This is a genomic window from Desulfomicrobium macestii (genome assembly GCF_014873765.1).
GTDB lineage: Bacteria > Desulfobacterota > Desulfovibrionia > Desulfovibrionales > Desulfomicrobiaceae > Desulfomicrobium > Desulfomicrobium macestii.
In genome coordinates, this window is the sequence record NZ_JADBGG010000014.1 from 18165 (window position 1) to 42645 (window position 24481).

Sequence of the window (24481 nt, forward strand, 5' to 3'; positions counted from 1 at the left end):
CCGCAGGGCTCCGGTGCGTTGCCCACGCCCGGCTTGCCCCAAGATTGCAATGACTTTCCAAGGCTTTGCCGAGTGCCTGGGATGTTGGCAAGAAGAATCCAGCGCAGATTCCTCAAGCATGCCGCCGAACGCAACAAAGCCCGGCCGTCACACGCATGGAGGGCCGGGCTTCCTCAAGGCGCGAGCCGTGACTATTTGCTCGTGATCTCCGAACCAATACCGCCCTGGGTGAACATTTCGAGCAGGATGACGTTCTCCACCCGGCCGTCCAGGATGTGAGCCTTGGACACGCCGCCGTCCACGGCCTCCAGGCAGCACTTGATCTTGGGGATCATGCCGCCCGTGACCACGCCCTGCTCCAGGGCGTGCACCGCCTGATGCAGGGTCATGGAGGAGATGAGCTCGCCCTTCTTGTCCAGAACGCCGGGCACGTCGGTCAGCAGAATGAGCTTCTTGGCGCCCACGGCCACGGCCACGGCGCTGGCCACGGAGTCGGCGTTGATGTTGTAGGTGTGCCCTTCCTCGTCCACGCCCACCGGGGCGATGACCGGAATGAAATTGGCGGCCTGCAGGGAGCTGATGACCGACGTGTCCACGGCCACAACCTCACCGACATTACCAAGGTCGATGATCTCGGGCGGCGCGTCGGCGCGCTCCACGGCCATCTCCAGCTTCTGGGCCCAGATCATCCGCCCGTCCTTGCCGGACAGGCCCACGGCCCGGCCGCCCTGGGTGTTGATCAGATTGACGATCTCCTTGTTGACCTTGCCCACCAGTACCATCTCGACCACGTCCATGGTCGCGTCGTCGGTGACGCGCAGACCCTGGCGGAACTCGGAGGTGATGCCGAGCTGCTTGAGCATGTTTCCGATCTGCGGCCCGCCGCCGTGCACGATGACCGGATTGACGCCGATGTAGCGCAAAAGCTGGATGTTCAGGGCGAAACTCTTGCGCAGGGCCTCGTCCTTCATGGCGTGACCGCCGTATTTGATGACGATGGTCTGGCCGTAAAACTCGCGGATATAAGGCAGCGCCTCCAGAAGAAAGGCGGCTCTCAAGGCTTCTTGTGACATGGCTCCCTCGTGGACGTGAAAGGTGGGGAATGGGGCCGGTTTGACGGCGTGCGGGAATACCTTGGCAAGGAGGGGGGGAAAATTCAAGCACAATGATGAACGAGGCTTGGGGGCGGGATCACTGATCCGCAAAGATGAAGAATCTGCAGAGACAGGCTCGCTGGGCGGACGCGCTCCGGGTTGGTCCGGGGCAGGGACCGCCGAAACTCCATCGCGGGCCTCGTAGAGTTGAATCGCTGCGTGCAGGACGGCAAGCCCGGTCAGCACGCCTGGCAACGATTCAACAAACGATGCCTGGCTCAGTCAAACAGTCGGCGACCCTGCCCCGGACCAACCCGGAACGCTTGGACGGAGCAAGGACCAGCTTTTGCGACTCCGGAACTGATGAAAATGCGAAAACGGCGCCATCCCACTGGAGGGGATGACGCCGTGATGGACGGAACGCCTGCAAATCAGCAGGCGTCCCTTTTTCAGCGGGCCTGTTTTGCCAAAGCCTACAGGATGTAGCGCGTCAGATCCCTGTCCTCCTGCACATCGTGCAGGGCCGCCTTTACGTAATCCCGATCGATGGTCACCGTCGCGGCGTCCATGTCCGGGGCTTCAAAAGACAGGTCGGAGACGATCTTCTCCATGATGGTGTAAAGTCTGCGCGCGCCGATGTTCTCGGTCTCCTCGTTTATCTTTTGGGCGAAACGCGCGATTTCGCGGAGTGCTTCGTCGGTGTACGCGATCTCGATCTTTTCCGTGCCGAGCAGCGCCTTGTACTGCACGGTCAGCGCGTTCTGGGGCTCGGTCAGGATGCGGTAGAAATCATCCCTGGTCAGGGCCGAAAGCTCGACACGCAAGGGAAAACGCCCCTGCAGCTCGGGCACCAGATCCGAAGGCTTGGACATATGAAAGGCTCCGGCCGCGATGAAGAGAATGTGATCGGTGCGGACCATGCCGTACTTGGTGTTGACGGTGCTGCCCTCGACGATGGGCAAAAGGTCGCGCTGCACGCCCTCGCGCGAAACGTCGGCCTTGCCCGAACTGTTCCCGCCGCAGATCTTGTCGATCTCGTCCAGAAAGACGATGCCCGATTCCTGGACCCGCTCACGGGCGGTCTCGTGCACCTTGTCCATGTCGATGAGGCGCTCGCACTCGGACTGGATGAGGATGTCGTAAGCGTTCTTTACAGCCACCTTCTTGGTCTTCTTTTTCTTGGGGAAGACCTTGGAGAACATGTCCTGCATCTGCATTTCCATGCCTTCCATGCCCGGCACGCCCATGACCTGCACGCCGCCTCCGGCGGAGACCTCCACCTCGACCAGGCGGTCGTCGAGCTTGCCCGCCCGCCACAGTTGGCGAAGCTTCTCGCGGGTGGAGTCAGCGGCCTGGGATTCGGGGCCGATGTAATCGACCCCGGCCGATTCCAGCGGCTTGGTGGGCAAAAGCAGGTCCAGCAGGCGCTCTTCGGCCGAAACCTCGGCCCTTATGCGCACGCTCGCCTCCTCTTCCTGGCGGACGAGGTTGACGCCGATCTCCATCAGGTCGCGGATGATGGATTCCACATCGCGCCCCACATAGCCGACCTCGGTGAACTTGGTGGCCTCGACCTTTATGAACGGGGAACCGGCGAGCCGGGCCAGACGCCGGGCGATTTCGGTCTTGCCCACGCCTGTGGGGCCGATCATGAGAATGTTCTTGGGCGCGATCTCCTCGGCCAGCTCGGGGTCGAGCTGACGACGGCGCCAGCGGTTGCGCAGGGCGATGGCGACCATGCGTTTGGCCTGGTTCTGGCCGACGATGTATTTGTCCAGCTCGGACACGATCTCACGGGGGGTCAATGTATTCATCAGGAGTTCCTGGTCACGGTTTCAAAGATGATGTGGTCGTTGGTGTACACGCAGATCTCGGCCGCGATGGCCATGGATTTGCGCACGATGTCCTCGGCCGGAAGGTCCGTGTGGCGGCGCAATGCGCGGGCAGCGGACATGGCGTAGGCCCCGCCGGAGCCGATGGCGGCCACTCCGTCGTCGGGTTCGATGACATCCCCGGTGCCGCTGAGCATGAGGATGTTCTCGGCATCGGCCACCAGCAGCATGGCCTCAAGACGGCGCAGATACTTGTCGCTGCGCCAGTCCTTGGCCAGCTCCACGCTGGCGCGGACCAGATTTCCGCCGAATTCTTCAAGTTTCGCTTCAAATTTTTCGAACAGCGTAAAGGCGTCGGCCGTGGACCCGGCAAAACCGCACACGATGCGGTCACGATACAGACGCCGGACCTTGCGGGCTCCGTGCTTGATGGCGATGGCCTGGCCCAGCGTGACCTGACCGTCGCCGGCCACGGAAACGCCCTTGTCGTCCTTGACCGCCAGAATAGTTGTTCCGCGCATTTCCTGCATGTTATCTTCCTTATTGGGTGCGCTCATCAATCTTATCAATCTCATCAATGGCGCGTGAATAAAGCATTCAAGTTGGGCACTCCCCCGGCCTTGTCAAGGCGGTCGCGGGAAAATGGCATTTGGAACGTGTGCAGCCAGGGGAAAGAAAAAAATGAAATTCGAGAAAAAAACTGCTTGACGATGAAGCCTCTTGTCCATAGTAACCGACTTCTCGACGCGCCCGTAGCTCAGTTGGATAGAGTGCCTGACTACGAATCAGTAGGTCGCATGTTCGAATCATGCCGGGCGCACCAGAAAATCAAGGGATTGCTGATCATTCAGCGATCCCTTTTTTTTGTCCCCAAACCCTCGTACGCCCCGTCTTCCTCTCCCGCTTGGCGACAAACCTCCCTGCAATTTCAAATTGTCCCGTCACCGCGCGTCCGATCCGCACCGTTGGCGGACCGTCGTTCTGGCCGCGACACATGAAACGGCGCTCCCGTCTTACGCCTCGATCGGCCACAGGCACCATCACGCTCGCCCCGCCCCGTAAAACGACCGGAACATCCTCCAGTCATCGCTAAATTGTCTTACAAACAGCTTGCTCCAAGACGCGTGGCTACCATACTGTCGACAAAGATGTTTTTTTGCCGAAGGCCCCTCCTTACCGCACGCCGCATGGACACATGCCAAAAACAATAAACCTGCATTATCAGAAAATGATCAATGATTCCAAAATGAAACCGCAAGATCCCCTTTCGCCTGCCGGTCGCGGCATCAAAAAACCAGGAACTACGGAACAGGCTGCGCAGGAAAGTGAAATCCGCTATCGCCTGCTTGCCGATGTCACCATGGAAGGAATACTGATCCATCATGGCGGAATCATCACGGACTGCAATCCCGCGCTGTTACGCCTTTTGGGATACGGATATGAAGAACTGACCGGAAAAAGCTTCCTGGATATTGCGGTTTTCGAAGATGACCTGGTCACCGCTCGCGAGAACATGACAAGAGAGCATACCAGTCCGTATTGCATCAGATTGAAGAAAAAGAACGCGGAGATCTTCTTTTCGGAAATCGAAGCCCGCAATTTCATGATCGGCGGCGAAACGTTCCGGGTGTTGGCCATACGGGACATTACCGAACACAAGAAGATCCAGGACGCGCTCACGAAAAGCGAGTCCCAGCACCGCATAATCTTTGAAAACGCTCCGCTGGGCATGATTCTCTTCAACAACGAGGGGATCATTGTCGATTGCAACGAATCCTGCGTCCGCCTCATGGGCTCATCGCGCGAAAAACTCATCGGTTTCAACACGGCGCTTCAAAGCACGCCCCGGATGCGCGAGACAATCGCGAAAGCCCTGGCCGGGGAAGCAGCGGTCTTCGAGGGCGAATACACGTCCGTCACCGGAGGGTTGAAAAGATATCTGCATGTAATTTTCAATCCCATCACGCCCGGACAGAACCCCACCGGAGTCATCGCCACCCTTGAAGACATCACCGCCCGCAAAAAGGTGGAGGACAACCTGCGGCATTCCCTGTCGCTCCTCGATGCTACCCTGGAATCGACCACCGACGGCATCCTGGTGGTCGACAGCAACGGCGCGATAACGAAATGGAACCGCAATTTCCTTGAACTCTGGCATCTTCCGCACGACCTGGCGAACATGCGCGACGAACGCTCGCTGCTTGCCAACATCATTGAACAGGTGCCCCATCGGCAGGAATTTGAAGCCGGAGTCCGGGAACTGTACGCACATCCCGAAGAGACAAGCTTTGATCAGATCGAGCTTCTGGATGGACGCATATTCGAGCGCTACTCGCTGCCCCAGAAAATCGAGGACCGGATTGTCGGACGGGTGTGGTCGTTTCGCGACATTACCCATCGCCGGCACACCGAGGACAAGCTGCACAACTATGCCCAGCAGATGGCCCTGAAAAACCTGGAACTCGATGCCGCCCTGGCCAAGGCGGAAAATGCCACCCAGGCCAAAAGCGATTTTCTGGCCAACATGAGCCACGAAATCCGCACGCCCATGAACGGGGTCATCGGCATGACGGGCCTGCTCCTGGACACGCCCCTGGACGAAACTCAGCGCCGCTACGCCGAAGCCGTCCGCTCCAGCGGCGAGGTGCTGCTCAGCCTGATCAACGACATCCTGGACTTCTCCAAGATCGAGTCGGGCAAGATGGAGCTTGAGATACTGGACTTCGGACTGCGGGCATTGCTCGATGACTTCGCGTCCATAAGCGCCATCAAGGCTGAAGAAAAAGGGCTCGAATTCATCTGCTCGGCGGACCAGAACGTGCCGGATCGCCTCTCCGGCGACCCCGGCCGCCTGCGCCAGGTTTTGAACAATCTGACGACAAACGCCCTCAAGTTCACCCAAAGAGGCGAGGTTGACGTGCGCGTCAGCCTGACCAGGGATGCCGCGGACAATGCGCCCCCCTCCTCTTCCGCACAGTCAGTCACCCTTTTGTTTTCGGTCCGCGATACCGGAATCGGCATTCCCGAGGACAAACTGGACCGCCTGTTCCAGAGCTTCTCGCAAGTGGATGCCTCGGTCACCCGCAAGTTCGGCGGCACGGGACTGGGGCTGGCCATTTCCAGGCAACTGGCTGAGCTCATGGGCGGCGAGGTCGGCGTGCAGAGCACCGAGGGGCGCGGCTCCACCTTCTGGTTCACGGCCCGGCTTGAAACCGCCGCGAATCAGGATAACCTGATGCCCATCTCTGCCGATCTGCACGACCGACGGGTGCTTGTCGTGGACGACAACGCGACCAACCGGGAAATTCTGCTGGACCGTTTCATGTCCTGGGGAATGCGCCCGGACGAGGCCATGGACGGCCCTGAAGCCCTGCGCCTGCTTTACGCGGCCCTGGCCGAGAACGACCCCTACAGCCTGGCCATCCTGGACATGCGCATGCCCGGCATGGACGGCGAGACCCTGGGCCGGGTCATCCACTCGGATCCGAAACTTCAAAAAACGCGCACGGTCATCATGACCTCCCTTGGCCAGCGAGGCACCGCCAGGCGATTCAGGGACGCCGGTTTTTCGGCGCATCTCTCCAAGCCCCTGTTGCACGGCGAACTGCAGACCTGCCTCAACCTGGTCATGGCCGCAAACATATCCGAAGACCTGATCACGCGGCACGCGGCCCGTGAAGCCGCTAAGTGCGCATTGACCACGTTTACCGCCCACAAGTTCCGCATCCTCCTGGCCGAAGACAACATCACGAACCAGCAGGTGGCCCTTGGAATCCTGAGCAAGCTGGGCCTGCGCGCCGACGCCGTGGCCAATGGAGCCGAGGCGGTCAGTGCTCTGGAAAACATCCCCTACGATCTGGTGCTCATGGACGTGCAGATGCCGGAAATGGACGGATTCGAAAGCACCTGCGTCATCCGTGATCCATCTTCCCCGGTCCGCGACCACGATGTGCCGATCATCGCCATGACCGCCCACGCCCTGCCCGGCGACAAGCAAAAATGCCTCCGGGCGGGCATGAACGATTACATTTCAAAGCCTCTCTCCCCAAAGTCCCTGTCGCTGGTCCTCGGCAAGTGGCTGCCGATCAGGGACGACGAAGCAGGAATTCCGACTTGTGCGGTCAAGAAAAAAGAGGACAAAAGGCCGCTCATCTGGGACAAGAAGGCAATGCTCGAAAGGTTGCTGGATGACGAGCAACTGGCCAAGGAGATCCTGGCAGGCTTTGCGGAGGACATTTCCCTGCGCATCGCAGGCCTGAAACGCGGACTGGAAGACAACGACCTGGCAACGGCATCCCTGCACGCACACAGCATCCGCGGCGCGGCCGCGAATCTGGGAGCTGGAATTCTGCAAGATGCCGCCAAGGACATGGAAAGGTGCTGCATGGAAAACGACGCCGGAAATTTCAAAACCTGCGTTGAATCGCTCGAAAATTCCATCGATTGCTTGCTTAAGGAAATAGCCCTGCGTGAAAATCAAACTTGAGCCTCATGCAAACGGACTTCCGCATCATCGCGCAGACCGCCTTTGAGCGGCGACAAGGAAGAATTCATTGCCACAGGCATGGGTGGCTCTATGAGCAAGCCGATAGACCTTGATGCGTGCAGAACACGATAGATCAGACGCCGCTCGCCAAATCTGGGAATGACGCCGAAACGCATCATGGCCGATGGCGTGCGATCGCCGCCGGAATCACTTGACAGGCTTGGACATTCGTGATGTTTGCAGGTCCCGGGTTCAACATGAACCGGGATGATTTCACTTTCTCTGCCTTGCCTTTAGCAATAACGGATTTATAAGAGACAAGTGTTCTTTGAGGGGCCGCCCTGGTTTCGACGGGGGTGATGAGGCCAAAGTTGCAGGTCGAGGTGCTGGGAGGTCCTCGTCAAAACCCAGCAGAAACATAATTGCCAATGACAATTATGACTACGCAATGGCTGCCTAGTAAATAGGTAACCCTTGCATGACGACCAAGGTCGTCACATCCGTGCGGTGGATGTCTGATAATCCGTATCCGGGTGGCAAACCCCATCAGGCTGGCGAAAGGTCACTGTCTGGATGACCAATCGCGAGACACTTTCCAGGCTGGCGCCAAGGAAGCCCGTTCAGGGGCTAACCGTGGAGCGAGAAGCAAAACCTGAACTAAACCTGTAGAAGCTTTGCGCGGAGCATTCTCGGACGGGAGTTCGATTCTCCCCGGCTCCACCATTTAGAAAAGACAAACCCGTCTCTCTGGGGTCATTCTCCGGGGTGACGGGTTTTCTTTTTCCCCTTGTTTCTAAAGGGTTTGCGCCCGTTTCACATCTTTCCAAAGCACCTCTCCGCACCATCGATTCTCTCCATCCTCCCGCCTTTCTTTCTCTGTTTGGCCCCTGATTCTCTGTTTTCTCCGGACCAAGTCCGAAGCTCGTCCGGAAAGCTACATCCTTGATTGATATGGGTTTGCGGTTGGTTGCCGTTTTTGGCGGTTGTCTTTGGTCATCGTTCGATGCCGCAACCGGACGTTTTTTTCGAAATCACCCGCTTCGGCCATAAAAAGAAGCGTGGTCAACTCCGGTTTCCTACCACCCAAAATAGAAAAGCCGACGCTGATGGTCGGCTCTCTGGGGCGGTCTCCGGTCCGGTCGTCAGTCGGTGACGAAGCCGAACTGGCGGCGCTGCTCGATCCAGTCCTCGGGAAAGGTCTGGGTCAGTTTGGCCAGCGAGAGCCCATTGGGTTCCTCACCGTTGATCAGAGCTTCGACGATGTCGGGGGCCAGGGTCGTCAGCTTGAGAATGCGGGCCACATACGAGCCATCGACGTCGAGGGTACGGGCAAGCTCGCTGATGGACTTGATCTGGCCGGATTCGAGGATGTCGGCCCAGGAAAAGGCCCTTCCCAGCGCCTGGAGGATGGCGGACTGCACCGGTTCCTGCGCTCCGGTGATTTCTCCATCCAGGGCCTGGGGAGCGATGACCGTCTTGCGGCCACGCATGCGCCGGATCAGCATCGGGATGTGAATCTGCAGGTTGCCGTTGTCGGCTACGGTAATAGTCGGCTTCATTTTCATCGGCTTGCCCTCCGTTCAGTGACTTCGCATGCCAGACCGGCAAGCTCGGCGATGAGCGTTGTCAGCCCGTTGGTGCGCAGCTCCATGTCGATTCCGGTCTCGCGGATCTCGACCTTATCCACCAGGAGGCGGATGAGCCGGTTTCGTTCCACCGGGAAAAGGTCCTCCCAGAAGCCCTCGACATTCTGGAAGGCCTCCGAAACGTCCTGTTCCGTGATGCTGTTCCCCTGGTAGGCTTTGCAGCGCTCGCTCACATGGGTCAGTTGTTTCGAGAGCTCGACCGCCTGGCGATTGACCGTCGTCAGCATCTCGGTCTTGCCCGGCTGATCGTTGCCGGGTTTCATCAATTCGAGTGCCTGCTCCCGCGCCTGCGACAGTTCCATCTCGAGTTGGGCTTTCTGCTTGAACAACCGCTCCCGCTCTGCCTGCTCGATGTCCCGGGCCGCGAAGTAGGTCTTGGCCACCAGCGTCGGTGTGCGGAACACGGCGCTCAACTGTTCGATTACCGCCTGCTCGATGTCCCCGGCGGGAATCCGTTTGAGCGGGCACCGGCTCACGGTCCGCTTGCTGTCCTTCTGACAGATGTAATAGGTGTAATGGCGGCCGTTTTTGCGGGCGTAGGTCGGCCCCATCGAGCAGCCGCAGTGGCCGCAGCGGATGACGCCTTTCAGCGGGGCGACCATTTTGGTTCTGGCCATGGAAACCTTGACCGGTTTGTTGTCCTCCAGAATGGCCTGCACCTTGTCCCAAGTCGCCCGGTCGATGATCCCTTCGTGCTCGCCGGGGTAACTGCGATCCTTGTGGGCGATCTCGCCGATATAGATCCGGTTGTTGAGCAGCCGGTAGATGTGGGCGGTGTTCCATTCGGAGCCCTCGCGCACCTTTCCTTTCTTGGTGGTCCAGGCCTTGGTACGGTATCCCTGTTCGTTCAATTCCTGGCCCAGCTTCTTGGCCGAGCCGATCTGGATGAACCGGCGGAAGATGTATTGCACCGTCCTGGCTTCATCTGGGTTGACCAGCAGCTTCTTGTTGTCCCTGTCGACGTCGTATCCGAGGATGGGTACGCCGCCGCAGTATTTCCCCCGGCGCTTGGCAGCCGCCACCTTGTCCCGGATACGTTCGGCGATGACCTCCCGCTCGTACTGGGCGAAGGTGATCAGGATGCCGAGAAACATCCGGCCGGTGGGATCGGTGGTGCTGAAGTGCTGGGTGACCGAGACGAAGCTGACACCCTTCTCGTTGAAGAGGTCGATCATCTTCATGAAGTCCAGCAGCGAGCGGGACAGCCGGTCGACCTTGTAGACGACGATCACATCGATCTTCCCGGCGTCGATGTCCGCCAGCAGGCGGCGCAGCCCCGGACGCTCCATGTTCCCGCCCGAGAAACCACCATCGTCATAGCGATCCGGCAGAGCCGTCCAGCCCCGCATCCTCTGAGCTTCGATATAGTGTTCCGCCGATTCCCGTTGCGCATCCAGCGAGTTGAACTCCTGTTCGAGCCCTTCCTCATGACTCTTGCGTGTGTAAATGGCGCAGCGCAGGGTCTTGTTTTTGCCCGGCGCGACATTGCTGTTATCAAGCATCCGAACCTCCCTCGACTTTTCTGCCGTAAACCTTCTTCAGTCCGAAAAAGACCTTGCCGTTCCACCTGGTCCCGGTGATCTCCCTGGCCACCGCGCTGAGCGACCGGAAGGTGCGGCCTTCGAACTCGTAGCCATCGGCAAGGACGATCACCTCATAGCGCCGGTCGTTCCATACCCGCACCAGCCTGGTCCCGGGCAGGATCGCCTCGTTTGATTTCCGCTCCTCTGGGATGCGTCGATTGACAGTGGCGACCGGGTCCTCCTTGGCGGCCTGCTGAAGATGGACCTTGGCCTGCTCCGACAACCCACCGTAAAAAAGCTCCTGGATGCGATAGGCCAGCCGCTTGATGAGGAATTGCTTCTTGTACTGGGGCGGCTCTTCGCCGTAGAGGTCGAGCCATTTTTCCCGGAGCTGCTCCAGGGACATGGATTGCAGCAGGGCCATCTGCCGAAGGACCGAGTTTCGGGTTCGGTCCTGATTCTTGCCGCCTGTGGCGGCGTTCTGTAACTCATTCATTTTCCACTCCTTATCTTGGTTTCCGGACGAGTTGTCATGAATGAATGCTCTGTTCCGGCAATGAATCAAGTCCTTCTCCGAGCACAGGGGAAGAATCTTCGAAAAACTCTAACTCACTGCCTACACATACTTTTTTGGCCTTTCGGCGCAGGATCGCAGTGGCAAGAATGGAAGCGGCTGACTGGAGCCTCGCCTCACCCGAAAGGCGGCCGGGTTTGCCGTTTTCGCCAAGGTCATCCAACCCCGGCACATCATTCATTTCCTGTACATCCAACATCGAACACCTCCGGTGGGACCGGGGGGCTGGATAGTGTGGATGCCAGAAAACGGCGGCGGTCGGGATGCACGTTCGATGGCACCCACAACCGCCTCAGCTCCGCCTCTGGTCGGTTATCTGGTTTCTAACTGCTCGTCCGGTTTCAAACCGGCATTCTTCAGGCCTTACCTACCGAGGGGCTCGTGGAAGTGTCGGAAATCAGGTGTGAGATTATTTCTTGACCTGATATGCATCAGGTTTATATTATTAGGATTTGCTGGCGCATTGCGCCTTTTTGTCTTTCAACAGAAATGGAGACGCCATGGGCAAAGCGAAGACGGATGAGATAACGCCGTTGCAGCGGAAAACGCTTGAAGCGATATGTCGTTTTGTCGATGCCAAGGGCTTCCCTCCAACGGTGAAGGAACTGAGCGAGATCTTTGAAATCAGCCCGGCGAGTGCCCACGACCGGATCAACCAACTGGTGCGCAAGGGATACCTGAAGCGAGAGGACGGGAAGTCTCGCGGCATTGCCGTCGCCCGCCGTCCCAGCGAGATGGCTGCCTCCCTGGTTTCAGTACCTGTAGTGGGTATGGTGGCGGCTGGCTGCCCCATCCTGGCTGAGGCGAACATCATCGGCCAAGTACTGGTCGAATCGAACGTCGTTCGTTCCGGTCAGCACTTCGCACTCCGTGCGGTGGGTGACAGCATGGTCGGTGCCGGTATCAACGATGGTGATTTGATCATCGTGCGGCAGCAGCCCATCGCCGAGGACGGAGACATCGTTGTCGCGCTGCTCAACAACGAGGCGACTGTCAAGCGCCTGAAAATCAAAGACGAGCTCATCGAATTGGTGCCCGAGAACCCGGAGGTAAGAAAGATCCAGATCAGGCCGGAGGATGATCTTCGCGTGTTGGGTAAGGTCGTTGCCGTTAGGCATAAACAAGGGAGGTAAGAAAAATGGGGAAGCCGAAACATCGAACCTTTAACGCAGAGCGGTTTTTGGATAAATTCCAAGGCTATGAGCCCATTCTCCGCAGTTTCGTTGAACTTTGGAATGGCCATCTTGAGCTTGATTCCGCATCGCTTGATGTTCCCCTCTTCAAAGAATTCCTCGTTAATGGCGATGGCTATAGCAAGGATGATCTGCTTGAGAGTCTCTATATGGCTTATGACCTCTGTACAGAGCGAGGTCATGAAGACCTCTTGGCAGCTTGTCAGGAATGCAATTATTCGCCGGAAGGAAACGGGGAGTTGCCGGTCGAGTGCCTGAGCCTTAAGGTCAGAACTGAAAATGAGGAGGCTTTTAATCTCGCATATGATCGGTATACCCTTTGGCGTGCAGAACGATTCACCATATTTCGCGGGAAGACTGCAGCAGCCATTGCAGACGTAGATACAGCTTCCGGAGTCTTTCAATCAAAACTTGCCGAGATTTTCAAAAATCATAAAAACAGTGACCGTGTTCTCGTCCGCTACTATCAAGAAGGAGCATACACTAATTTCATCATTTACCACGAGAAGCGGGTCAAAGCGGAACTGATATTCAAAGGAACCACTGCAAGTCCGAAAGTCTCCCCGACCATCCTACGTCCGGCCCAGCAAGATTTCATCAGCTATAACAACGAGACCGGCCAGATTGAAATTGAGGCTGCTGTTGAAAAAGAAGAGACGGCTCTCCGCAAGGCTTTTGCTGAGTGCTGCCTCAAAGACGAAGACTTTTTCGACTCGCCCGGATCAGCAGATAGACTAAACCTCGCCAGGATCGCGGAGGAGGACTTTGACATGCCGGTTGACGAAGATCATTCAGTCATCCTCGCCGAGATCCATTTCAACCTTCCGCAAGCGCCGTTCCCATCATTTATAGTGCGGTCCAAGAATGTGATGGAGACGCTTGAAAAGACTTACCTGCGTAAGCGTTTGGGGGGTGGCACGATCCGACGGGCCGTATTTAAAATCATGTTCCCCGATGACCGACGGGGAAAACGCATCGAATTGTCCGGCACCAACAAAATCAAGTTCAAACGGGCCACACATGCCGAAGACGTATTCCGATATCTGAAGAATTGGGGGATCGTCGTTGACTGAGGGGCTCCTCAACTTCATCTTTCAGCGTCTCGACCAAGTCGAGAGTCCTGTCTTTCTGCACGGGGAACTGGAGTGTTACCCAGAAGATGAGTTCCGTGTCCTTCGAGAGAAAGGAATCCTGAGGGAAACATCAAGAGCAACGGAGATTCCTCGACCGAAACGTTTCCCCCTAGGTGGCGATCTGATTGTCCGCCAGACCTCGAAGGGCATATTTGGGGTTGCTGATGAGGACAATTATTTCGATCCGATCCCGCTCACCGAGGACGACGTCCGGCAGTATGAACTCTCCCTTCCAAAACTCACGACAGTGATCCGCCAAGCGAATGGCATTGAAGGCAGCGGGTTTGCCAATCATCACGGCCTGATTCCTATGGGGCTTAAGACACTTGATAGCCTCGGGACGTTGGAAATTTTTCTTTCGATTCCAAACCTGGATGAAGATGATGTTATTGCTCGATGCAGGAGACTTGACCGAGAGCTTGATACCGTGGGGATTGTCATTTTAACCCCAGGCGGCATCGCACTTTCCCCAGAAATCCGCCAACAGATGAAACGACTTGGAATTATTATGGTCGCCATCACAACAAACTCTTCTTGTGCTTTCTTGCTGGATTGGCATGCCATTGCCAAGAAAGCGGATTTGCATGTTGCACATTCCATTGATCACGCCGGAGAGGCACTGCGGGAAGACGAATCGAGAGACGATTCTGTAAATACAATAACCGAAGAGGATAAGATCGTTCTCGAACGAAAAGAAATCGGCGAGAGAGTCCACTGGTTCGTGAACGGGGTGGATAAAGGACACATTTTTGTCCGCAATGAGTCCATCGTCGCCAAGATCATGGAAATTCTTTATGATCAGATCGGCCACGGATGGGTGCAGCATAAGACTTTTATGAATGCGTGTGCGTGGAAGAAAGATGAGTATTTTCCCGCTTCGGCAGACCCAGGCCGTATGCAACGACAACTGACTAATATCCGGAAAAAACTAGGTGTTGGTATAGACTTTCGCAAGGGGAAAGGCGTGCGTTTTCCCGAAAACATAGTCAAGTCCAAATAACAGTCCAAAGAAACTTTTCTTAAAAAATATTTCCGCGCAACCGAGGCCGCAGGTGAAAAACCTAGCGGCCTTTTGTTTTTTTGGGCCGCTCATTTTGGACAGTCCAAAGACAAGTCCAGAAAACAGGGCTTCATGAAAACCGGATTTATTCTGCCCTCCAGAAACATCAAACCATGCTTAGGAGGCAGAACGATGAACAAAAAAAATCTCACCCCATCGAAGCGGCGACTCATCGAGCTGATGCAGGACATCAACTTCGGCCGCATCACCAACATTCCGGTCCGCGACGGCGAGCCGGAACTCACCCCTGACACGGTCATCGAGCGCGAAATCAAGCTGGGCGGACAGAGCGGTCCCCGGCCCGAGCGCGACCAGGATGACTTCATCCTCAAGCAAGAGGTCGTGGCGCTGCTGGAGCACCTCGCGCAGATGGGCAGCGGAAAAGTCTGCCTGCTCGAGATCAAGCACGGTCTCCCGTTCCTGATGCGCATCGAGGAACGGGCAGCCTGAACACATAACGACCTGAACCCTTAGACACTGGACAACAAGCTGGACGCATGGCGGAGGCTGTTGTGGGTGTCGCCGAGCCGAATACGGCAATTGGCGGCGTACCTGCGACCCCTTCGCCCACGCGACAGCTTTGTCCTGTGATCTGGCCCGTGCCGACACCCACGCGGACCTCCTCCTCGCTCCGAGGAGGCCCCGATGGTTTCTCAGAATTCTTACGACGGCATCGACAAGTATGCCGCCGACCTCATTCGGCACAAAGCACGTCAACTCGTAGGCAAGGCCGGATTCACCGAGGACGACAGACCCGACCTCGAACAGGAACTGATGATCGATCTGCTGCAGCGGATGCGGCATTTCAATCCCGCCAAGGCCAAGAAGACCACCTTCATGGCCCGGATCGTCGAACGTCACATCTCCACCATCCTGGAGGCCCGGTTCGCCCAATGCCGGGACTGGCGGCTCTGCCAAACCTCACTCAACGAACCCCTCGACAACGGCGAAGGCAACACCACCGAGCGGATCGACTTCCTGGACAGCGAGGGCTCCCTGGGAGGCGGCACCCGCGAGACAAGGGAGCGTCTCGCCCATGAGATCCGCATGGACCTCGACCGGGCCATCGCCTCGCTGCCGGAAGAGCTCCGGGATCTGTGCGTGCGCCTGCACGACAGCACCATGGCCGAAATCGCCCGGGAGATGGGCATTCCCAGAACCACCCTCTACGACCGGCTGAGCAAGCTGCGGGAGGCTTTCAGCGAGGCTGGCCTGACCGACTACCTGTGATCTCCGACGCATCGGCTCCGGCTCCGGTAAGTAAGCACCGTGCCGCATGGTGCGGCTATCCGGGGCCTCGGAAATCAGAACCTGAACAAAAGAGGAGTTCAACCATGACTCACGACACCTACAAGTACCGTTTTGACGAGTCGGTCCCGGCCCAGGAACTGGAAGACACTTTCATGCTGGCAATGCTGGCCGTCGAAAGCCTGCATGGCCGTTCCCGTGTGCGGATGGAGAGCCGGTTCAATCTGGACAAGGCCCGACGCACCTGCGTGATCGACGCCTCCACCGATGTCGGCAGCGACCTCGCCCGCATCTTCACCGGCTTCGCCACCAAGGAATACGGCGAACGCTCGGTCCTGATCGAACGAACCCAGCCGTCGGGCTGCGCCTGTGCCTCAAAGCATCGCGCAGCGTCCGCCACCGAGGCGGGGGTGGCGGTATGAGCGAGCTGATGACCACCACCTATTCCATGTGGCGGCTGTTCCGCAACTGCCGCATGGCCTGCAAGTGGCGCTACATCGACGAGCTGGTGCCGCTTGAGCGCGACCCCAATCTGGCCTTCGGCTCGGTCATCCACGACTGCCTGGAGTGCTGGCACGGCGAGCGGGATCTGGCCAAGGTCCTCGACCACATCGACCGGACCTATCCGAACCGGGCGCAGGACGACCATCAACAGGCCGACTGGCATCTCGCCCGGGCCATGATGAGCGCCTATGCGGAACACTACCCGGCCGAAAAGTTCGAGGTCGTCGCGCTCGAGAAAACCTTCGAAGGTCCCATCGTCAACCCGGCGACCGGTGCCATGTCTCGCAGTTTCATTCTCGCCGGGAAGGTGGACGGCATCGTCCGTCAGGATGGCCAGTATTTCCTACTGGAACACAAAACCGCCTCGCAGATCGACGCCAGCTACCTGGAGCGGCTGTGGACCGATTTCCAGATCATCCTCTACGCCTGGTACCTGGAGCAGACCCTCGGCATCACGGTCAGCGGCATCATCTACAACGTCCTGGTCAAGGCCAAGCTGCGCCAGGGCAAGGGTGAGACCGAGACCGAATTCGAGGCCCGCCGGGCGGATCTGATCGCCAAGTCGAAAACCGGCAAGAGCAGCGCCAAGCGCAAGCTGCCGGAGGATGACGACACCTTCCAGCAGCGGCTCCAGGAGAAGTACCTCGAGCCGGGCATGTTCCACCGCGAGGTGCTCTACATCTCCCGCGACCAGTTCGAGGAACTGCGGGCGGAGCTGTGGGAACTCTCCAAGGCCATGCTCGACGCCCGTCGGCGCAACACCTTCTACCGCAACACCAGCTACTGCTTCCAGTACGGAAGGCCCTGCGCCTACTTCCAGCTCTGCCGCTCGGGCGGCAACCCCAACGTCATCGAAAACCATTTCCAACGGATCGCCCCGCACGAAGAGCTGCGGGACGGAGCCGGTGAAGACGCCGCTCCGGTGTTTTGAAATCCCAACCATAAGGAGACGAAGCCATGCTTCCCAAGACCAAAAGCAAACCCAAACACACGCTCTCGGACCTCACCGCCCTGGTGTACGGCCCGAGCAAGATCGGCAAGAGCACCTGGTGCTCCAAGGCCGATGACGCACTGTTCCTGGCGACCGAGCCGGGCCTGAACGCCCTGGAGGTGTTCCAGACCCCGATCACCTGCTGGGACGACCTTCTGCAGGCCTGCGCCGAAATCGCCGAGGGCAAGCACGAGTTCAAGACCATCGTCGTCGACACGGTGGATAACGCCTACAAGATGTGCTCGGACTACGTCTGCAAGAAATTTAAGATCGAGCACGAATCCGACCTGGGCTACGGCAAGGGCTACGCGCTGATCAACAACGAGTTCCAGCGTGTCATCAACAAGCTCGCCTTCCTGCCCTATGGGCTGATCCTGATCTCCCACTCTCAGGAACGGGACATCGAGACCCGGACCGGCAAACACACCCGCATCGTGCCGACGCTGCCGGAAAAGGCGCGGAAGCTGGTCACCGGTCTGGTGGACCTGATCCTGTTTTGCGACCTGGACATGAAAACCGGCGAGGACGGCAAGCCGGTCTGGCAGCGCGTGATGCGCACCAAGCCCAGTCCCAACTACGACGCCGGTGACCGCACCGGCCGACTCCCTGAAGTCATCCCCCTCGATTTTTCGAGCTTCATGAAAGCCTTCAACAACACGGCAGCCGGAGCTGCGGCGAGTGCCGCCCGGCCGAAGCCGGAGCCGACCGCGAGTGCGGCGGCGAAACCTCAACAGTAAGGAGATCCGACCATGGAACACTACGAAAACCAATCCAACAGCAACCTCGACCTGGCGCAGTTCGACGACGCCTTCGAAACCGCCGAAGTAGAGGAACGTGAATTCGAAGCCGTCCCCGACGGCAAGTACCAGGTCAACGTCGACCGGGTCGAACTGACCCGCGCCCAGACTTCGGGCAATCCCATGCTCAAGTGGACCCTGCGCATTCTCGCGCCGACCCACAAGGGCCGTCTGCTCTGGCGCAACAACGTCATGGCCAGCAACGAGAACATCAAGTGGCTCAAGCAGGACCTCTACACCTGCGGGCTGCAGCTTCAGAAGCTCTCCGACCTGCCGGGCTACCTCGAGCAGCTTCTCAACATCAAGCTGGAGGTGACCAAACGCACTCGCGGTGAAAACGAGAACATCTACTTCAACCGTCGCATTGTCATGGCCGACGATGCCGGAGCTCCCGGCGCGGCGATGGACGACATGATCCCGTTCTGATGATGGACCGGATCACCGTTGTCGTCGACACCCGCGAACAGGAGCCCTACAGCTTCGATAGCGACAAGGTTTCGGCGGTTCGCAAGGCGCTGCCCGCCGGTGATTACTCGCTGGTCGGCCTCGAGGAACGGGTGGCGGTGGAGCGCAAATCCCTGACGGATTTCGTCTCCACCGTCATCCGGGGGCGAAAGCGGTTCCACCGCGAACTGGAAAAGCTCTCCGCCTATGAAGCCGCCTGCGTGGTTGTCGAGTGCAACTTTCGCGATCTGGTCGATGGCCGCTATCGCAGCGATGCCCATCCGCACGCGCTGATCGGAACGGTCGCCTCCATCGTCGTCGACTTCGGTGTCCCCGTCTACTTCTGCTCGGACCGGCAGGCCGCCTGCCGTTTTGTCGAGGAGTACCTGACACGTTTTCACCGGAGGATCGCGAGATGCCAAAAAGAAATGAGAGTAACCCGGCGCGACTCCGGGGAAGAATAGAGCGCGTTTACTATGCCGGACCCAAGTTCTCCGCAGGCCGACTGCTCACCCCGACCGGTGAGGAAGTCCAGTTCGCGGGCAATTTGTTCGCCCGGGAAAATCAGCCTGTGGTCCTGCTCGGGTCGTGGTCCACCCATCCCAAATATGGCCGTCAGTTCAAGGTCGACGGGATGGAGCACGACCTCGAACTCGATCCGGAGGGGCTGATCCACTATTTGGCCAACCATCCGGAGATCAAGGGCATTGGTCCGGCCAAGGCCAGATTGATCGTCGAGAGTTTCGGCGACGCCTTTGAAGAAACCCTTCTGAATGACCCCGAACGCATCGCGCTCAAGGCTCGACTGCCTCTGGACGCGGCCCGGCGGCTGCGTGACGAATGGTTGAAGAACCGCAGCGTCAACACCGTCATGGCCTGGCTGTCGGCATTCGGCCTGACCCATCATCAGGTCACCACCCTGGTCGAAAGACTCGGCGGCAACTGCCTCGATATCCTGAAAGAAGACCCGTACATCCTCATTCGGGAGATCCGGGGATTCGGCTTCAAGAAGGTCGACAAGATTGCCCGCAAGCTGGGAACCCCCAAGGACCATACCCCTCGTATCCGGGCCGGGCTGAATTTCTGCGTCCGTGAAGCCCTGGACAATGGCCACTGCTGGATCGAATACGAGGATCTGGTCGACCAGGCCAATCTGCTGCTGGTCATGGATGCCCTGGACAGCCGGGTTCGTATCGAGAGCGCCCTCGACGCGCTCATCGAAGAACAGGCGCTTGCCTGCGATTCCCACGGCGGACGTTTCGTGGTCGCTCTGCCGGAGATCGTCCGAATGGAGCGGGAGTTGGCCTCGCTGTTCGGCCAGGCCGAAACACCCAACCCGCATTTCCACTCTGTCAAGAAACTCGATGCCCTGATTCGGCGCTGCGCGGCGACGCTGAACGAGAAGCAGCTCGACGCGGTCCGCTCGGCCCTCCAGCACAGCATCAGCCTGATTTCGGGTGGAGCCGGTTCGGGCAAGAGCTACACCATTTCGGTCATCAACACCATCTGCGAGGAGAGCGATCTGGAGGTCGTGCTCGCCGCGCCGACCGGCAAGGCAGCAAAGCGCCTGGAAGAAGTCAGCGGTCGCAGCGGCACCACCATCCACCGTCTGCTCGGCTATGACGGCAAGGGTTTCTCGCGCAGCAAGGAGAACCCCGTCGATGCCCACGTCCTGGTGGTCGACGAGTTTTCGATGGTGGACGTGCCGTTGGCCTGGCACCTGTTCGAGGCGGTTGACCTGTCGCGGACCACGGTGCTGCTGGTCGGTGACCACAACCAGCTTCCGCCGGTAGGTCCAGGGAACATCCTGCGCGATCTGATCCAGACACGCGCCATCCCCACGGTCATCCTCGACAAGGTCGTGCGTCAGGCTGGCGTCCTCAAGGAGAACTGCACTGCCGTTCTGAAGGGCGAGGTGCGCAAGACCAGCGAGGCGTCGGTGGGCGGATGCCGGGATTGGTATCTGGTGGATCAGTTCACCGACCCGATGGCGGCACGCTCGTTCCTGCTGGAGCTGTTTCAGGAGCGGCTCGATGCCCTGGGTTTCGACATCATCAAGGACGTGCAGGTGCTGACGCCGACCCACAAGGGGCCGCTCGGCACCAAGGAATTGAACGAGGAACTGCAGCGGCTCATCCAGCGCAAGCTCTGGGACACCGAAGTGCCGCCGGTCGCCATGGGCCGCCGCGCCCCGTTTCTCAAGCACGACAAGGTTATCCAGACCCGGAACAACTACGACCTGAACGTGATGAATGGTGCCATCGGCTATGTGGTCGATGTTCTCACGAACGGCACCCTGGTCATCGATTTCGACGGCATGCCGGTGGAACTGGAAAAGGGTTCGCCCGACCTGCAGGATCTGCAGCTCGCCTATGCGCTCACCATCCACAAAACCCAGGGGTCCGAATTCCCCTGCGCCGTGGTGGTGGTCCACAAGGCGCATTCCTTCATGCACCACCGCAATCTGCTCTACACCGGGGTGACCCGCGCCCGGCGCACCGCCATTGTCCTGGGCGACCATTGGGGCATCCAGAATTGCGCCAAGCGTTGCCAGGTGGATGACCGTCGGACCTTTCTGCCCCTGTTTCTGGACGCCGCCCAGCACGCGGAGGCCGATTTCGCCCGTGTCGCGGAGGTCGAATGAGTATGGGCGGAACGGATAACGTCAGGGAGTATTACCGGCTCGTCACCGAGATGGACATCGGTGACGTGGCCCGGGAACTCCTGCCGGGACGGATCACCCAAGAGACCGGCCAGCGCTTGATGTGCGACTGCCCCAACCATCAGAGCCAGTCGCGTCTGTCGCTGCACGTGATGCTCGACAAGCAGGGCTGGTACTGCTTCGGCTGCGGAGTCGGCGGTGATGTGCTGCAGCTCGTTGAGTTCATTCAGACAGGCTCGGTCACCGCCGGGCAATCTGGTCCGATGCCGGACAGCCACCGTCATGCCCGGGACTATCTCGCCAAGAAGGCGGGCTTGCCTCCGCTGTCGCGCTATGGCCTCAGCCAGGAGCGTCTGGCCCAGACGGAGGCCGACCGCGCCTTCGAACTGCGGGTCAAGGACGCGCTGACCTCGCTGGCCAGGCTTTACCACGCCAGGCTCAAGGAGTCGCCGGAGGTCCTCGACTGGCTGAAATCCAAATACGCCCTGAGCGAGGAGACCATCGACGATCTCCTGATCGGCTACGCGGACAACGCGTCCGGCGCGGTCGCCCAACTGACCGGGGGTGAGGACGGTTTTTCCAAGCGGGAGCTCGCCGCCACCGGCGCTTTCCGTCCCACCAGCCAGGACGGCCTGACGCCATTTTTCGAGCGCCGCATCGTCTTTCCCTACTGGAGCCGTGGCCGGGTAGTGTTCATGATCGGCCGCAAGACGCCGTGGACCCCGGACGTGGGCTGGGAGCAAGGGAAATACAAGAAACTGCCGGTTCATGACGAACACCAACGGCCCTACGTCGCCGACTTCATCAACAACGCGCTGCTGTTCAACGAGGACTGTCTGCTGGCCCGGCCCGGCAAGGTGATCATCACCGAGGGGGTGACCGATTGCCTGGCGCTGATGCAACTGGGCCTGCCCACCGTATCGCCGGTCACCGTCCGCATCCGGGCCGCCGATTGGGAGCGCCTGATCCCCAAGTTGCGCGGCGTCGAAACCGTCTACATCTGTCAGGACAACGAACTCTCCCAAGCCGGTCTCAAGGGGGCACTGCAAACCGCCCGCACCCTGGCCGAACACAAGATCGACACCCGCCTGGTGACGCTGCCCTTGTCGGAGACACAGATCTCAGCCCGGCAGGAGCTGACCGAACGCTTCGGCCTGACGGCGAGCGTGGGGCCGAAGGAGCTGGCCAAGCTGCTGGCTGGACGGCCCGCCGAGGAAATCCAGGCGGCCGAGGCGCTTCTCGCCACCGCCAAGATCGACGTCAACGATTACATTGCCGCCGGGCATACCCGGGAGGATTTCGAACGTCTGCTCGCCGAGGCTAGCACGCCCATCGAGTTCGGCGTGCGCTCGCTGCCCGAGGGCGCTGAAGAGGAGGAACGCAACCGCCTGCTCGAACCGATCCTGGGGGAGATTTCCGAGCAGTCGCCGCTGGAACAGTCCCGCCTGCTGAAGCTGGTGCAGGAACGCATCGGCGGTGGCGTTTCGATGGCCACCCTGAAAGAGCAGATCCGCGCCATCCAGAAGGACCGCAAGGTCGAGTTCCGTAACGAAAAGAAGAAGGCCAAGCGGATGTCCGGCGCGATGCCCGGATCATGCCGCGCCCGGGTCGACGAGGTGCTGATCGACACAGAACTGGAGAACGGCGCTCCCGACTACACACTGGCCGCCGAGGCCGCCTACGACTGGTTTACCGCCAACGGTGCCCAGTTCTTTCACACCCTGCAGGGCGAGCCGTTCATGTATTTCGACAACGCCATCTACTGGATGGATTCGCCGGACCGGGGCCGCAAGCGCCATTACGCGGCCATGCTCTATAAGCACACGGGCATGGTGCCGACCTCCAACGGCGGACGGACATTTTTCGAGGTGTTGCCAAGCCTGGCGATGATCCGTGGCCAGGTGCGCGACCATTTTTCCTGGCTGCACACGGATGTGGCTTCCTACACCGTCTATTTCAACCTGAACAATCCGGAGCACGAGATCGCCAAGATCACCCCGGACGAAATTCAGATCATGAAGAACGGCGGCAACGAGGACGGCATCATCCTGGACGGCTCGCGCAAGATGAAGCCGCTGAAATTCCTGCCCGACGCCGACCTCGAAGAGGCGGACCGGCTCCTGGTCGATCTGCTGGTGGGCAACATGACCTGTCCGCAGGGGGATCGCTTTCTCATCCTTTCCTGGCTCTCCTGTTTCCTGCTGATCGACTTCGCCGGGACGCGGCCCATGACTCGCTTCGAGGGCTCGGCCGGATCGGGCAAGACCACCGCCAGCAAGATCACGTCGACGCTGCTTTACGGCGAGCCCCAGCACAAGAAGGCCACCGACGCGGCGAACTACACCGACGGCTCGCAGAACCCGCTCATCGTCCTCGACAACATCGAGGTCAAGCAGATGACCGAGGATCTGACCACCTTCATGCTTACCAGCATCACCGGCATCGCCAAAGAGAAGCGCAAGAGCGGCACCGACAGCGAGACCATCACCGAGCGGACCAAGTGCCTGCTGAACACCACCGGCATCGAGCCGCTGTGCGGGGAGCTTTCGGAGATCCAATCCCGTAGTTTCGTGATCAACTTCGATGTCACCAACCAGGGCAATGACTGTTTCATCGAATCCGAGATTGTCGCGGGTATCCAGCAGCAGCGCGACCTTATCATTTCAGCCATCATGAAGCGAACCCGGGTGGTCCTGGCCATGATGCGGGACGGCATGAGACGCCATGCCATGAAGCTTCTGCACGATGCATTGGGGAACCACGACAAACGTCGCTGCAATGAATATCTCAGCCTGATGTACCTGATGATGTTGGCTGGATCGAGCCGCCTGGAGATGGAACAGGGATTGGAAACGCTGGCACCGGCATTTGCCCGGCAGATCGAGTCGCTCAATCGGACCAGCCGGGATACGGCCAGGGAGTCGAATCATACGGCCACCGCGCTGGCGACCTTGTTCAACGCGTGGCGCACTGCGACCGAAACCAATGCGCGGGATGTTTACGGAGACCGCCGGACGGACCCGGTTCAGGAGTTCGTCCAGCGGTATCAGATCCGCTTTGAAGACGATGGAAGTTTACGGGAGGTTCTATCCCGGGATCTGTTCGTCGCCCTCAAGAGGGTTGCCAGGGATTTCGGTCTGCGTTTCGAGATGGATTCATCCCGGCAATTCGCACAGAGGCTGGTGAATGATCTGGAAACTATCCGGGGGGCAGGATTTGAGATTGAAATCGGGCAGAAACGGTACGGCACCAAGCTCTACACAATCCGTCGCATTGAATGATCTGGTAGAGAGA

The 24481-nt window shown here is 59.0% G+C and carries 20 protein-coding genes, 1 tRNA gene and 1 other RNA gene; 15 read left to right on the forward strand and 7 right to left on the reverse strand.

The annotated features are described in order from the left end of the window. Nucleotides 1–191: 191 nt before the first annotated feature. From argB to hslV, 3 genes are all read right to left on the reverse strand, one after another. The gene (gene argB / locus H4684_RS10200) at nt 192–1073 is read right to left on the reverse strand and encodes an acetylglutamate kinase (RefSeq protein WP_092379581.1); all 882 of its coding nucleotides are present in this window, start codon (nt 1071–1073) and stop codon (nt 192–194) included. A gap of 494 nt (nt 1074–1567) precedes the next feature. Further along, complete coding sequence (gene hslU, locus H4684_RS10205; RefSeq protein ID WP_192623649.1) at nt 1568–2908, reverse strand: ATP-dependent protease ATPase subunit HslU; 1341 nt, start codon at nt 2906–2908, stop codon at nt 1568–1570. After that, nucleotides 2908–3456, reverse strand: coding sequence for an ATP-dependent protease subunit HslV (gene hslV / locus H4684_RS10210; RefSeq protein WP_092193132.1), 549 nt, complete (start codon nt 3454–3456; stop codon nt 2908–2910). Before hslV ends, hslU begins: the two co-directional genes overlap by 1 nt. A gap of 216 nt (nt 3457–3672) precedes the next feature. On the opposite strand from hslV, the gene H4684_RS10215 reads away from it, so the two are divergent. The 3 genes from H4684_RS10215 (at nt 3673) to ssrA (ending at nt 8135) form a co-directional block, all read left to right on the forward strand. Next, nucleotides 3673–3749, forward strand: a tRNA-Arg gene (locus H4684_RS10215). Between the two features lie 423 nt (nt 3750–4172). Beyond that, on the forward strand, nt 4173–7412 hold the full coding sequence (locus H4684_RS10220) for a response regulator (protein WP_192623650.1): 3240 nt from the start codon (nt 4173–4175) through the stop codon (nt 7410–7412). Between the two features lie 332 nt (nt 7413–7744). Then, nucleotides 7745–8135, forward strand: a transfer-messenger RNA (tmRNA) gene (gene ssrA / locus H4684_RS10225). 419 nt (nt 8136–8554) lie between these two features. Here ssrA and H4684_RS10230 read toward each other — a convergent pair. Genes H4684_RS10230 through H4684_RS10245 form a run of 4 tightly spaced genes read right to left on the reverse strand, consistent with a single transcriptional unit; the run spans nt 8555 to nt 11354 of the window. Next, a complete protein-coding gene (locus tag H4684_RS10230; RefSeq protein WP_192623651.1) occupies nt 8555–8977 on the reverse strand; it encodes a hypothetical protein in 423 nt (140 codons plus the stop codon). Next, nucleotides 8974–10560 (reverse strand): recombinase family protein, encoded by a 1587-nt coding sequence (locus tag H4684_RS10235; protein ID WP_192623652.1) that lies wholly within the window; start codon nt 10558–10560, stop codon nt 8974–8976. Before H4684_RS10235 ends, H4684_RS10230 begins: the two co-directional genes overlap by 4 nt. Then, entirely contained in the window at nt 10553–11077 is a 525-nt protein-coding gene (locus H4684_RS10240) for a DUF2924 domain-containing protein (RefSeq protein ID WP_192623653.1), read from the reverse strand. The genes H4684_RS10235 and H4684_RS10240 overlap by 8 nt, the downstream gene beginning before the upstream one ends. A gap of 34 nt (nt 11078–11111) precedes the next feature. Beyond that, on the reverse strand, nt 11112–11354 hold the full coding sequence (locus tag H4684_RS10245; RefSeq protein WP_192623654.1) for a hypothetical protein: 243 nt from the start codon (nt 11352–11354) through the stop codon (nt 11112–11114). A gap of 301 nt (nt 11355–11655) precedes the next feature. Here H4684_RS10245 and lexA point away from each other — a divergent pair, with 301 nt between their 5' ends. The 12 genes from lexA (at nt 11656) to H4684_RS10305 (ending at nt 24468) form a co-directional block, all read left to right on the forward strand. Further along, nucleotides 11656–12288 (forward strand): transcriptional repressor LexA, encoded by a 633-nt coding sequence (gene lexA / locus H4684_RS10250; protein ID WP_192623655.1) that lies wholly within the window; start codon nt 11656–11658, stop codon nt 12286–12288. Between the two features lie 5 nt (nt 12289–12293). Continuing rightward, the gene (locus tag H4684_RS10255; RefSeq protein WP_192623656.1) at nt 12294–13421 is read left to right on the forward strand and encodes a hypothetical protein; all 1128 of its coding nucleotides are present in this window, start codon (nt 12294–12296) and stop codon (nt 13419–13421) included. After that, nucleotides 13414–14481 carry a hypothetical protein gene (locus tag H4684_RS10260; protein WP_192623657.1) on the forward strand — a complete coding sequence of 356 codons (1068 nt, stop codon included), beginning with the start codon at nt 13414–13416 and terminating at the stop codon, nt 14479–14481. The genes H4684_RS10255 and H4684_RS10260 overlap by 8 nt, the downstream gene beginning before the upstream one ends. A gap of 192 nt (nt 14482–14673) precedes the next feature. Then, nucleotides 14674–14991 (forward strand): hypothetical protein, encoded by a 318-nt coding sequence (locus H4684_RS10265; RefSeq protein ID WP_192623658.1) that lies wholly within the window; start codon nt 14674–14676, stop codon nt 14989–14991. A 195-nt stretch (nt 14992–15186) separates the two neighbouring features. Then, nucleotides 15187–15771 carry a sigma-70 family RNA polymerase sigma factor gene (locus H4684_RS10270; RefSeq protein ID WP_192623659.1) on the forward strand — a complete coding sequence of 195 codons (585 nt, stop codon included), beginning with the start codon at nt 15187–15189 and terminating at the stop codon, nt 15769–15771. A gap of 104 nt (nt 15772–15875) precedes the next feature. Continuing rightward, nucleotides 15876–16211 carry a hypothetical protein gene (locus H4684_RS10275; RefSeq protein WP_192623660.1) on the forward strand — a complete coding sequence of 112 codons (336 nt, stop codon included), beginning with the start codon at nt 15876–15878 and terminating at the stop codon, nt 16209–16211. After that, nucleotides 16208–17224 (forward strand): PD-(D/E)XK nuclease family protein, encoded by a 1017-nt coding sequence (locus tag H4684_RS10280; RefSeq protein ID WP_192623661.1) that lies wholly within the window; start codon nt 16208–16210, stop codon nt 17222–17224. Before H4684_RS10275 ends, H4684_RS10280 begins: the two co-directional genes overlap by 4 nt. A gap of 26 nt (nt 17225–17250) precedes the next feature. Further along, nucleotides 17251–18021 carry an ATP-binding protein gene (locus H4684_RS10285; protein ID WP_022661692.1) on the forward strand — a complete coding sequence of 257 codons (771 nt, stop codon included), beginning with the start codon at nt 17251–17253 and terminating at the stop codon, nt 18019–18021. Nucleotides 18022–18033: 12 nt separating this feature from the next. After that, nucleotides 18034–18507, forward strand: a complete 474-nt coding sequence (locus H4684_RS10290; protein WP_192623662.1) for a DUF669 domain-containing protein — start codon at nt 18034–18036, stop codon at nt 18505–18507. Continuing rightward, nucleotides 18507–18989, forward strand: coding sequence for an ERCC4 domain-containing protein (locus H4684_RS10295; protein ID WP_013219082.1), 483 nt, complete (start codon nt 18507–18509; stop codon nt 18987–18989). Before H4684_RS10290 ends, H4684_RS10295 begins: the two co-directional genes overlap by 1 nt. Beyond that, on the forward strand, nt 18941–21169 hold the full coding sequence (recD2, locus tag H4684_RS10300) for an SF1B family DNA helicase RecD2 (protein ID WP_192623663.1): 2229 nt from the start codon (nt 18941–18943) through the stop codon (nt 21167–21169). The genes H4684_RS10295 and recD2 overlap by 49 nt, the downstream gene beginning before the upstream one ends. Next, nucleotides 21166–24468, forward strand: a complete 3303-nt coding sequence (locus tag H4684_RS10305; RefSeq protein ID WP_192623664.1) for a CHC2 zinc finger domain-containing protein — start codon at nt 21166–21168, stop codon at nt 24466–24468. The genes recD2 and H4684_RS10305 overlap by 4 nt, the downstream gene beginning before the upstream one ends. The last annotated feature ends 13 nt before the right edge of the window (nt 24469–24481 follow it).